11 protein-coding genes are annotated in these 12,957 nt (G+C 37.2%); all 11 read left to right on the top strand.

Annotation, left to right across the window (positions count from 1 at the left end):
• Positions 1 to 27: 27 nt before the first annotated feature.
• On the top strand, positions 28 to 576 hold the full coding sequence (locus BW732_RS05215) for a GNAT family N-acetyltransferase (protein ID WP_077275791.1): 549 nt from the start codon (positions 28 to 30) through the stop codon (positions 574 to 576).
• The gene (locus tag BW732_RS05210; protein WP_228414981.1) at positions 577 to 1,071 is read left to right on the top strand and encodes a PH domain-containing protein; all 495 of its coding nucleotides are present in this window, start codon (positions 577 to 579) and stop codon (positions 1,069 to 1,071) included.
• Entirely contained in the window at positions 1,064 to 2,572 is a 1,509-nt protein-coding gene (locus BW732_RS05205; RefSeq protein ID WP_077275790.1) for a PH domain-containing protein, read from the top strand. Before BW732_RS05210 ends, BW732_RS05205 begins: the two co-directional genes overlap by 8 nt.
• A 135-nt stretch (positions 2,573 to 2,707) precedes the next feature.
• Positions 2,708 to 2,884, top strand: coding sequence for a hypothetical protein (locus tag BW732_RS11400; protein ID WP_161485522.1), 177 nt, complete (start codon positions 2,708 to 2,710; stop codon positions 2,882 to 2,884).
• A 172-nt stretch (positions 2,885 to 3,056) separates the two neighbouring features.
• Positions 3,057 to 3,977 carry a peptidase U32 family protein gene (locus tag BW732_RS05200; protein WP_077275789.1) on the top strand — a complete coding sequence of 307 codons (921 nt, stop codon included), beginning with the start codon at positions 3,057 to 3,059 and terminating at the stop codon, positions 3,975 to 3,977.
• 12 nt (positions 3,978 to 3,989) lie between these two features.
• Entirely contained in the window at positions 3,990 to 5,222 is a 1,233-nt protein-coding gene (locus BW732_RS05195; protein ID WP_077275788.1) for a peptidase U32 family protein, read from the top strand.
• Positions 5,223 to 5,237: 15 nt separating this feature from the next.
• A complete protein-coding gene (gene gor / locus BW732_RS05190) occupies positions 5,238 to 6,584 on the top strand; it encodes a glutathione-disulfide reductase (RefSeq protein WP_077275787.1) in 1,347 nt (448 codons plus the stop codon).
• 110 nt (positions 6,585 to 6,694) lie between these two features.
• Positions 6,695 to 8,110, top strand: a complete 1,416-nt coding sequence (locus tag BW732_RS05185; RefSeq protein WP_077275786.1) for a cytochrome ubiquinol oxidase subunit I — start codon at positions 6,695 to 6,697, stop codon at positions 8,108 to 8,110.
• Between the two features lie 2 nt (positions 8,111 to 8,112).
• The gene (cydB, locus tag BW732_RS05180) at positions 8,113 to 9,117 is read left to right on the top strand and encodes a cytochrome d ubiquinol oxidase subunit II (RefSeq protein ID WP_077275785.1); all 1,005 of its coding nucleotides are present in this window, start codon (positions 8,113 to 8,115) and stop codon (positions 9,115 to 9,117) included.
• 13 nt (positions 9,118 to 9,130) lie between these two features.
• Positions 9,131 to 10,858 carry a thiol reductant ABC exporter subunit CydD gene (gene cydD / locus BW732_RS05175; protein WP_077275784.1) on the top strand — a complete coding sequence of 576 codons (1,728 nt, stop codon included), beginning with the start codon at positions 9,131 to 9,133 and terminating at the stop codon, positions 10,856 to 10,858.
• A 1-nt stretch (position 10,859) separates the two neighbouring features.
• Complete coding sequence (cydC, locus tag BW732_RS05170) at positions 10,860 to 12,623, top strand: thiol reductant ABC exporter subunit CydC (RefSeq protein WP_077275783.1); 1,764 nt, start codon at positions 10,860 to 10,862, stop codon at positions 12,621 to 12,623.
• The last annotated feature ends 334 nt before the right edge of the window (positions 12,624 to 12,957 follow it).

Raw genomic sequence — 12,957 nt, 5'->3', positions numbered from 1 at the left:
ATAAAATTAAGAGGAGAGTGGAAGTTAATGATAGAAAGCAAAATTTTACTTACCAAACGCTTATCTTTAAGACCTTGGCGACTATCAGATGCAAAAGACTTGTATCGTTATGCATCTGATGAGCGGATTGGTCCACGTGCTGGTTGGCCAGTACATACTAGCATTGAAATGAGTCAAGAAGTTATTCTCAATGTTTTACAGGTTAAAGAATCGTATGCAATTTGTCTAATTGATGAGCCAAATCATATCATTGGAAGTATCGGACTTAAATCTCGAGAAGGTGCGGTTAATGAAGCAGAGATTGGCTATTGGTTAGCAGTTCCTTTTTGGGGTAAGGGGTATATGCCAGAAGCAGTTGATGCTCTAATAGACCATAGTTTTTCCAATTTACAGTTAGAAACTTTATGGTGTGGTTCTTATGAAGGCAACCAACAATCATCTCACGTACAAAAGAAATGCGGGTTTCAATATGCCTATACTCTTAATGAATCTGACGTACCCTTTTTAGGTGTTACAAGGAAAGAGCACTTTACAAAATTAACACGCCAAGAATGGCATGAACGGAGGAGTCGTTAAGTGAAAGATTATCCGCTATTAGTGAATAAATTACCCATAACAATTAAAAAGGTCTGGCATTTAAGTAATCTCATTGGGACGGTCATTATGCTAGTTGTCGGTGTTACATTAGTTATCGGCTTACATCTTTTTAACTGGTGGAGTCCATTATGGTTTTGGCTTGCGCTCGGCTATTTTATCGTGATTATTCTTTTAGGAATTGGTAGTGCATTGTTGGTGCCATATCGTTACGCGTTTCATCGCTACGAGGTTAGCTCGGATGATCTAGCCTTCCAAGATGGTTATTTTTTCCGCCACATAACTTATGTGCCAATTAATCGAATCCAACATATTGAAACGACACAGGGACCGCTGTTACGTCACGAGGGCTTAATGGAGCTTGTGATTCAGACAGCAGCGACTCGTCATAAAATTTCAGGCTTAACAGTTGAATCAGCAACTACTATGCGTGAGCATATTATTGAGCTAGTAAAGGTGGCGAAAGAAGATGTCTGAGCGACGGAGATATCATCCGCTAGCGCTAGCATTGCATTTGTTTAAAGGTTTAAAAAATTCATTTGTATTAATCATTATGATTGCTGTTTCGTCTTATTTTTTTGATACTTCTTTGAAAAAAACATTGGCAATTAGTGCGATTATTGGGTTGATAGTCTTATCAGCTATTTGGAAATACGTAACAGAGACTTACGTTATTCGGTCGTATGAGATGGTTTTATATCGTGGCATCTTTTTTAAAAAAGAAATCGTGATTCCTTACGAGCGTATTCAGACGATGAAGCAAAAGCAGTGGTTCTTTTTACAACCTTTTGGCATTGTTGAATTATTAATCGAAACAGGTGGCGGTGGTGCTGAGCCAGAAGCCAGTATGCCTGCTGTTAGTCAAGAATTGCTTGACATTATTGAGCGACATCGACGTAATGAAACTGTTGCTGTTGCAACGAGTGAAGAAGACCGTTCAGAGTGTCGTGACGATGTGGATGATGTATTAGTCACTCAACTAGTAGAAAATGAGTTAGCAACTGTTACCAAATCTGAGCCGCATTATCAAGTATCTAACCGCGACATACTTGTTTTTGGTGTAACCGACTTAGGTATTTTTACTGTGGCTTTTGCGATATTCTTTTTTATTGATGACTTTCTACCTCATAATTGGCTAGAAAAGGTAACGGATATCTCGAGTGATTTAGTCAAAGTTGGTTGGGTATTTTTCATTGGGCTGATTTTTGTGCTAGTTATTGTTTTAGCAGCAATATCGGTTATCAGACAATTTATCGTGTACTATCGTTTTATTGTGCAACGTGACAAAGACGCGTTAATTATTGAAAGTGGCTTATTTGAGCGTGGTACACAAAAAATTCCTTTGCACAAAATTCAAGGAGTTCGTTTACGTCAACAAGTACTGCGCCGTTTGTTTGGACTTGTTTCAGTTGAATTACTTCTAGCTAGCGGTCAGGATGATACCCAAGATGATCATAAATTATATTTATTACCAATTATTGCCCATAAAAAAGTGTACACAGAACTAGCTTATTTATTGCCGGAATGGCAGATTGAAACACCTGATTTACACTATCTACCAAAACATCGTGTCTGGTATTTTTGGCGTTGGTGGTTGTTAGCGAGCATTATTGTGACAGGAATAGGTACCTATTTTAATCGTTGGGTGCTAGTTGGAGGTTTAATGGCAGCAATTATCACGTTTATATTGGCTTGGTTAAAAGCAAAAAATCAAAGCTATGCTATTCAAAATCGGACTAGACTATGTACGCAGTGCTATAAAGGTGTAACTTGTGAGCTGACGTTTTTTGAGCGTCGGCGAATTCAATCGATTGAACTAGCAACATCCAAGTGGCTCTTTCCTAAAGGTGTTGGTCAGTTAACGTTTTGGTTAAAGTGTGGATCTGGCTCGGAAGATATTGTACTAAAGTATTTACCGATACCTGATTTAGTTAAATTAAAAGCTTTTTATCGTCAAAAAGCGGATACGACCTTCTAGCAAAAAAATGTTAGAAGGTTTTTTAATTAATTTTTAGGAGAGAATAGATAAATTTAATTTGTTGGTCAGTTGACTATTTACGTCTCGTTTGTTCATAAAATCTGCTATAATAGACTAAGCAAAGGAGGGCTAGGAATGATTGCCAATCTATTTAAGACGTATCAATTTTATTTTGCCATTATGAGTTTTATCGTAGCAATCGTTTTTATTCTACAAGATGGGACCGTAGCCAAAATTATCAGTGTGCTATTTTTCTTAAATTTTATCACGAATGCAGTGTTCGCCCATCGTAAGGCTCGAAATATGGAATAACGCCAAAAAAATAGTTAAACCAATAAAAGGTGATACAAGTAAAGATGCTGTATCATCTTTTTCAATGTTCCGTCTGTGATAAAAACAACAAATAAGTGTAAGTTCTTTGTGATATTCTTTCAAATTAATTAGGTATGTGTTAGGATAGTGTAGATAATTAGGAGGTAGTACGATGATAGAAATCAGTGTAACTGTGGAATCAATTTCACAAGCAAAAGTTTTGGTTGACCGTGATATTGATTATTTATATACAGGTGATGCAGAGTTTGGCTTACGCTTGCCAAAACATTTTTCACGTTCTGAATTACAAGAATTGACGATATTGGCACATGAAAAAGGTAAAAAAATCCGTGTCGCGGTTAATGCGATTATGCATCCAGAACGCATGGAAAAAATTGGGGATTATCTTACCTTTTTACAAGAGATTGGTGTCGATGATATTGTAGTAGGTGATCCGGGTGTTATTTATGTTTTAGCACGTGATGGATATGATTTACCCTTTATTTATGATGCAGCGACAATGGTGACTAGTTCACGACAAATTAATTTTTGGGCGAAAAAAGGTGCACAAGGGGCTGTTTTAGCTCGAGAAATTCCTTTTACGGAATTAAAACAATTACGCCAAGAATTAATGGTTCCTGGAGAAATCCTAGTTTATGGTGCAACCTGTATTCATCAATCGAAACGCCCCTTGTTAGAAAATTATTTTCATTTTATTCAATCAAATGAAGACACTAGTAAAGAGCGTGGCTTGTTTATTGCCGAACCCAAAGAAGAAACGACACACTATTCCATTTATGAGGATCAACATGGTACACACATTTTTAATACTAATGATGTCAATTTAATGAAAGAAGTTGGAGAATTGGCTGAGGCACAACTAACTTCATGGAAATTAGATGGAATTTATACACCAGGTAATCAATTTGTCACGATTGTTGATTATTTTATTGAAGCAAAACATTTAATCGAGGCAAATCAGTGGACAGAACAAGAGGCAACGCGGTTAAATGGGTTAGTAGTGGCTGCTCATCCTAATAATCGTGGTTTAGACGAAGGTTTTTATTATTTAGACCCAGATGATATTAGATAGGAGTAATGGAAAATGACAACATTAAAACGACCAGAAGTTTTAGCACCGGCGGGTACTTTAGAAAAATTAAAAGTCGCTATTCGTTATGGAGCAGATGCCGTCTATATTGGTGGTAATGCGTTTGGTTTAAGAAGTCGCGCAGGGAACTTCACATATGAAGAAATGGCTGAAGGAGTTCAATTTGCTAAAGAGCACAATGCTAAAGTCTATGTGGCTGCGAATATGGTGACACATGAATTTGATGCAGAAGGAGCAGGAGAATTTTTTCGGGAACTTCGTGATGTCGGTATTAATGCCGTCATTGTGTCTGATCCGGCATTAATCGAAATTTGTATTACTGAAGCACCAGGTTTACCTGTTCATTTATCAACACAGTCTTCAGCAACAAATTACGAAACGCTTGAATTTTGGAAAAATGAGGGACTAGAACGTGTCGTTTTAGCGCGTGAAGTTTCAATGGATGAAGTTGCTAAAATTCGTGAGCATACAGATGTTGAAATTGAGGCATTTATTCATGGCGCAATGTGTATTTCCTATTCGGGACGTTGCACCTTATCCAATCATATGTCGCATCGTGACGCAAATCGTGGCGGTTGTTCACAGTCATGTCGTTGGAAGTATGACTTATTTGATATGCCTTTTGTGAATGAACGTCAAAGTTTAACGGAAAGTGGCGAAGTTGTGGAGCCTTTTTCAATGAGTGCGGTTGATATGTCAATGATTGAACATATTCCTGATTTAATTCAAAATGGGGTTGATAGTCTAAAAATCGAGGGACGCATGAAATCGATTCACTACGTGTCGACAGTATCTAATGTGTATAAAGCAGCTGTTGATAGCTACATGGCAGATCCAGAAAATTATGAGTGTAAACAAGAATGGATTGACGAATTATGGAAAGTCGCACAACGCGAATTAGCCACTGGTTTTTACTATGGCACACCGTCAGAAGACGAGCAGTTATTTGGTAAACGTCGAAAAATTCCTGTCCACAAATTTATTGGTGAAGTTTTAGCGTATGACGAAACAACAAAAATTGCAACGGTACAACAACGGAATCATTTTAGGTTAAATGATGCAGTCGAGTTTTATGGTCCAGGGTTTAATCATTTCCATCAGACAATTACTCAGATGTGGAATGAAGAGGGTGAGGCAATTGATAAAGCACCAAATGCTATGATGATTGTCAAAATGCCAGTTGATCAACCCGTTCGACCTGGTGACATGCTGCGCAAGAAAAAGTAGGAGGTCATAGGATAGATGGAACAATTTGATTATATTGTAATTGGTGGCGGTAGTGGAGGGATTGCTTCTGCTAACCGCGCTGGAATGCATGGAGCGAAAGTTTTACTTATTGAGGGCCAAGATATTGGTGGCACATGTGTCAATATCGGTTGTGTGCCTAAAAAAGTGATGTGGACGGCATCAGATTTACGTCAAAATATGCAACATGCAGCTAAAGAGTATGGTTATGATGTTGAAATTATGTCAGAAAATTTTGATGAATTTGTCGCAAGGCGAGATGCTTATATTGACCGATTACATGGTTTATATATGCAAGGTTTAGCGTCAAATGATGTGACGTTTATCCATGGATATGCTAAGTTTGTCGATAAACAGGTTATTGAAGTACTAGGTGAGCGTTATACCGCACCACATATCTTGATTGCCACAGGTGGCGAAATTGTACGCCCTAATATTCCAGGTAGCGAATTAGGCATTGATTCAAATGGCTTTTTTGAATTAACGGCGTTACCAAAATCGGTACTTGTGATTGGTGCAGGTTACATTGCGGTTGAAATCGCTGGTGTGTTACACGGACTTGGTGTAGAAAGTACGCATTTAGCCTATCGTCGTCATACGGTGTTACGTCATTTTGATACAATGGTGTCAGAAGCGTTAGTTGAAAGTTACCAAAATCAAGGAATCCAAATGCATGCTAATTCTGTTCCAACCGAAGTTAAGCAAACTGAATCAGGCTATCAAGTAACATTTGAGAATGGTCAGACACTTGAAGCAGAAGAATTGATTTGGGCAGTCGGTCGTCAACCACGTCTTGAAGGTTTAAATATCCAAGTAACGGATGTCGAGTTGACGGAATCTGGGGCTATCAAAGTGGACGATTATCAAAACACAACGCAACCTGGGATTTATGCTCTAGGTGATGTTATTGATAAAATTAATTTGACACCTGTGGCGATTGCTGCTGGACGTCGTTTATCAGAACGTTTATTTAATGGTCAAACGGGGTTGAAATTAGATTATACGAATGTACCAACTGTTGTCTTTTCACATCCAACTATTGGCACTATTGGTTTGACAGAAATGGAAGCACGTGACATTTATGGTGATTCTGTAAAAGTCTATACATCAACTTTTACACCTATGATGTATGCTATAACTGAGAAAAAAGAAAAAACACATATGAAACTTGTTTGTGTTGGTGAAAATGAAAAAATCGTTGGTCTTCATGGAATTGGGTTAGGTATGGATGAAATGCTTCAAGGATTTAGTGTGGCGATTAAAATGGGTGCGACAAAAGCGGATTTTGATAATACCGTAGCCATCCATCCAACTAGTGCCGAAGAATTTGTGACTATGCGTTAATTAAGTTCTAGATTAGAAAGATTGTCATCTAATAATTACTTAATAGTTTTTGAAAGTCAAAGTGTTATAAGGTATAATTAGAGTGTAAAAAATAATAAGGAGGATTTTACATGGATGTATTATCATTGGCTCGCTTCCAGTTCGGAATGACCACGGTATTTCACTTTTTTTTCGTTCCATTGTCTATTGGTTTAGGCTTTGCCATCGCAATTATGCAAACATTATACGTTGTTAAAAAAGATGAAATGTATAAAGATATGACAAAATTTTGGAGTAAGCTCTTTTTACTAGGGTTTGCAGTTGGGGTTGTTACCGGAATCATTCAAGAATTCCAATTTGGGATGAACTGGTCTGAGTATTCACGTTTTATGGGTGACATTTTTGGTGCACCTTTAGCTGTTGAAGCACTCCTAGCCTTTTTCCTAGAGTCAACATTTATTGGGCTTTGGATGTTCGGTTGGGATAAATTCAACAAAAAATTGCACTTATTATGTATTTGGCTAGTGGCAATTGGTTCAATGTTATCAGCACTATGGATTTTAGCTGCTAACTCATTTATGCAAAACCCAGTGGCTTATCATATTAATGAAGCAACGAATCGTGCGGAGTTAACTAGTTTTGTCGGATTGCTTAAAAACCCACAATTGTGGTTACAATTTCCACACGTTATTTTTGGAACAATCGTAACTGGTGGTTTTGTCATCGCAGGATCTTCTGCATGGATGATGATGAAGAAAAAGAACAAAGAAGAGTTACCATTCTTTAGACGTTCATTGAAGTTTGGTTTAGTAATGGGATTAGTTGGATCAATTTTAACTATTGGTGCAGGTCACCAACAAATGATTTATGTAGCAAAAGATCAACCAATGAAATTTGCTGCGATGGAAGGTATTTATGAAGATACCACTGCTCCAGCACCATGGTCATTAATTTCTGGAATTGATACGAAAGAGAAAAAAACGGATTGGTCAATTGAAGTGCCGTACCTATTAACTCTATTAGGTGGGGAGCAACAATATATTGGGATGGATGAAGCAAATAAACAACTTCATGAGCAACATGATGCCCAATTTGGTGAGGACATGGATTACTTTGTACCTGTCAAGACGTTATTCTGGGGCTTCCGTTTTATGGCTGGTTTCGGAACATTGTTAGCGCTAATGGCTGTAATCGGTCTTTACTTACTTAAAAATAATCGTATTCTAAAAATGAAATGGTTCTTATTATTGTTAACGGTAGGGATTACATTCCCATTCATTTCCAACACATTTGGTTGGTTGATTACGGAATTAGGCCGTGCGCCATGGACTGTTTATGGATTATTTACGATTGCGGATAGTGTGTCACCAAGTGTTACTTGGGGTAACTTGTTATTCAGTAATATCATTTACTTCTCATTATTCTTAGTGTTAGGTTTCGTCATGGTAGCTATGGCAAAACGTGAAATTGCTAAAGGACCTTATTATGTTGATGAGTCAGAAGCGAAAAAAGATGGCATTGACCCATTTGCTAAGGAGGTCTTCTAATTATGACAACATTAGAATTGATTTGGTTTATTTTAATTGGTGTATTATTTAGCGGTTTCTTCTTCTTAGAAGGATTTGACTTTGGTGTCGGGATGGCAGTCAAGTTACTAGCGCGTAACAAACGTGAACGTGACCAAGTCATCGAAACTATTGGACCAGTATGGGATGGTAATGAGGTTTGGTTAATTACTGCTGGTGGGGCGATGTTTGCTTCTTTCCCGGAGTGGTATGCGACACTATTTAGTGGTTTCTACATTATTCTATTATTGATTCTTGTTGGTTTGATTTTACGTGGGGTATCATTTGAATTCCGTGCACATTCACATTCAGCAAGAGAACGTAATATTTGGGAATGGACAATGTTTATCGGTAGTATCATGCCGCCATTCTTGTTTGGGATGATGTTTATTGATGTGATTCAAGGTATGCCAATTGCAGCCGATAAAAATATTATGGAAGCTGGTTTTGGCGATTATGTCAACTTGTTCTCAATTGTCGGTGGCGTGGCAGTTACATTGATTTGTTTCTTACATGGGTTGAATTATATCCGTCTGAAAACAGCAGGTAAAATTCGTGAACGTGCTCATGATTACACGCGTAAATTATATCCAGTATTATTTGTTGGGTTAGTTGTCTTCGCAGTTCTAGCTTATTTGAAGACAGACTTCTTTACTGAAAAACCAGTGACATCTTTTGGCTTATTGGCCGTAATTGTGATTTTGGCAATTATCTCAGCTTATGGTTCACACGTAAACAAAGAGTTAATGTCATTTTTAGCAACCGGTTTGATGTTGGTAGGGATTGTGGTCTTTATCTTTAACGGATTATTCCCACGTGTGATGATTGCAAATGATCCATCATTACACATGCTAATTGAAAATTCAGCTAACTCAGCCTATACGCTTAAAACAATGACGATTGTAACAGTTTGTATTTTACCATTTGTTTTAGCCTATCAAAGTTGGAGTTACTACGTCTTCTCAAAACGTATTCATATTAACAGATAAGGAGATGACCTAATTGATTGATAAGAAATTATTTCGAATTGATAAAATTAGGCCAATCTTAATTGGGCTTGCAGGAATCGCATTCTTGCAAGCTTTATTAATTATTGGACAGGCTTATTTTTTAGCCTCAGGAATTAGTGCTTTGTGGGATGGGGCGTCAGTGACGTCACAAGTCAAACCACTAGCTATTTTTTTTACCTGTTTTTTCTTGAGACAGGTTTTACTATTTATTCGAGATAAAGTATTAGATACGTATGCTTATGAGCAATCTAAAAAATTGCGTCAAGAATTACTCGACAAAGTCTTTCGTTTAGGACCTAATTTTGTTCAAAAAGAAGGTACTGGTAACATGGTGACAATGGCAATTGAAGGGATTTCTCAAATTGAAAATTACTTTACATTGATTTTGCCTAAATTGACCAACATGATGATTATTCCCTGGGTGATTTTACTATTTGTCTTTTATTTAGATATTCGTTCGGGCATTATTTTACTATTAGTTTTCCCGATTATTATCATTTTCATGATTATTTTAGGGTATGCTGCTCGTGCGAAAGCCGATCGCCAGTATGAAGGCTACCAACTGTTAAGTAATCATTTTCTTGATTCTTTACGTGGGTTAGAAACCTTGAATTTCTTAGGCTTAGGTAAACGCTATGAAAAAAATGTCTATGAAATTAGTGAAGACTACCGTAAAGCAACCATGAGTACCTTAAAGGTAGCGATTTTATCAACTTTTGCGTTAGATTTTTTCACGACATTATCTGTGGCAATTGTCGCAGTCTTCTTAGGTTTTAAACTAATGAATGACCAACTCGCTTTATGGCCTGCCATGACGGTCTTAATTTTGGCGCCGGATTTCTTTTTACCTTTGCGTGACTTTTCAAATGATTATCATGCCACGCTTGATGGAGGTAATACATTAAAATCAATTTTCTCCATTTTAGATAAAAAAGAATTAGCATCAGTTAAGGCTTTGCCGGTTGCTGATCAATGGCGTTCGACCGACCACTTAGTCTTGGATAACGTGAATGTTAAATACGATGATGCGAGTGAATGGAACACGCTAGAACAGATTGATTTTAAATGGTCTGGTACTGGACGGATTGGGGTAGTCGGACTATCAGGTTCAGGAAAATCGACTTTGATTAAGTTACTCGGTGGTTTTTTAGAAGCAACTGATGATAGTATCAAAGTTAATGGTGAAGCAGTTTCTAATCTGCATGTCCGTAACTGGCAAGATAAATTAGTTTATGTTCCACAAGATCCATATATTTTCCATGCAAGTTTACGTGAAAATATTGCGTTTTATCAACCTGATGCGAGCAAAGAAGCTGTATTATCTGCGGTGGAACAGGCTGGATTGAGCGATTTATTAGCTGAATTGCCAAATGGCTTAGAGACAATTATTGGTGAAGGTGGTCATACGTTAAGTGGTGGCCAATTTCAGCGGGTAGCGATTGCCCGTGCGTTCTTAGATGATGAACGCAGTATTTTATTGTTTGATGAGCCAACTGCCCATCTAGATGTTGAAACAGAAGAAGATTTGAAACAAATGATGCTGCCACTCTTTGATAATCGTTTAGTCTTTTTCGCTACACACCGGTTGCATTGGATGCGAGAGATGGATTATATCATTGTCATGGAACAAGGTCGGATTGTGGAACAAGGAACGTATAGTGACCTACGTGCTAAACAAGGCGCATATAGTGCATTTGTTAATGAATTGAAAGGAGAGTAATATGAAAAAGTCGTATTTATTACTTTCAAAACAAGATACTTGGGTTAGACCCTACTTTAAGAAATATAAAAAATTACTCGCACTTGTTTTATTTCTTGGTGTACTAACATTTTTTTCAGCGGGCGCTTTGATGTTTACATCGGGTTACTTGATTAGTAAGTCAGCGACACATCCAGAAAATATTTTGATGGTTTACGTGCCAATTGTAATGACTCGTGCTTTTGGGATCGCTAGACCAACTTTCCGTTATGTGGAACGCTTAGGTAGTCATAATTGGGTGTTAAAAATGACTTCGGATATTCGGTTGAAATTATACCGCTCACTGGAAACACGTGCGGCGACAGCTAAACAAACCTATCAAAGTGGTAGTCTACTGGGAATGTTAGCGGAAGACATCGATCATATTCAAAATCTTTACTTACGAACAATTTTCCCAGCGTTTATTTCCGTTTTACTCTATATTTTTATTATTATTGCATTGGGTGTTTTCTCCATTCCTTTTGCTTTATTAATGTTTTTACTAATGGGATCATTTTTAATTGTGATGCCACTATTATCAATATTGGTCAATAATGCTCGGATTTATAAACAAAAAGAAAAACGCCATGTGCTTTACAATGAATTAACAGATGCGGTTTTAGGTGTTGGTGACTGGCAATATAGCGGTCGCTACCAAGAATTTTTAAACCGTTACAATCACGCTGAAAAAGGTGTGCGTGAACAAGATGCGAAGATGAATCAGTACACTCGCTACGAAGGATTAGCTAAGCAGATTTTATTTGGTATTATCGTCATCGCTCTATTTATATGGGCTGGAAATTATTTTGGTCAGATTGGATCGACAGAGGCGTTAAACTGGATTGCAGCTTTTGTCCTAGCGTTCTTTCCTCTAATTGATGCTTTTGCCCCAGTGAGTGATTCAATTCGTGAATTACCACTATATGAGGATACAGTTCGTCGGTTGGATGAGTTACCTCATGCTGAAGATGGGGTAGTCTTTGATAAGGAAACAGTATCTAAAGAAATCTGCTTAACTGAGACGTCGATTCAATTGACAGATGTGTCTTTTCATTATCCTAATGCTAAACGTTTATTACTTGATAACTTTTCATTAACTATTCCAGAAGGTGAGGTTATTGCGGTTTTAGGGCGTAGCGGAACGGGAAAAACGACACTTTCTAAATTAATTCGTGGTGATTTAACCGCTACCGCTGGTCAACTGACAATTGGTGGTTATCCGATTGCTGAATTTATTGGTCATCAATCGGATTACATTGGTGTGTTAAATCAAAGTCCGCATTTATTTAATACGACAATGGCGAACAATATTCGACTTGGCAATATTAAAGCCACAGATGAGGAAGTTTTAGAAGCAGCATATCGTGCAGGCTTAAAACCCGTGATTGATCAGTTACCTCAAGGAATGGAGACTGTTGTTGAAGAAGGTGGAAAACGATTTTCTGGTGGCGAACAACAAAGAATTGCGTTAGCACGTATCTTATTACAGGACGTTCCAATTATTATCATCGATGAGCCGACTATCGGATTAGACCCTCGAACTGAGAAACAATTACTAACGACGGTTTTTGAGACATTGAAAGGGAAAACCGTTATCTGGATTACACATCACTTGGTAGGAATTCATCATGCAAATCGTGTCATCTTTTTACAAGATGGTCAGATTCAAATGGATGGTTCACCAAAAGAGTTAAAACAGACCAGTCCATATTATCAACAATTAATTGCTCTTGATACGTATGAATAATTACTAACGACTTAGACTTGAAATGATAAAAATAGCTGTTTAAAATTAATTAATACAATTTATTGCACAAATGAGAAATAAAAGATTAATTAAATCTGCGATTCGGGATTATTTTTCATTAAAAAACTTTACATCAATAAATGAACAAGGTACTATTAACTTAGCTATATAAATATCTGACGAAAATAAAAGAAAAGTTCATTTTTGTTAGTTAATCTGGATATGGAAAAATTAAGTGTTAAAGGTTGTCATCTGGTATTGATGTCATTTTGGTGACAATATTAAGTTGTTGTGCTATCAGATACACCGGCTTGCTTAATTTATAGTATGCAAT

Source organism: Vagococcus penaei (genome assembly GCF_001998885.1).
Taxonomy (GTDB): Bacteria; Bacillota; Bacilli; order Lactobacillales; family Vagococcaceae; genus Vagococcus; species Vagococcus penaei.
This window is presented reverse-complemented; position numbering and strand designations above follow the sequence as displayed.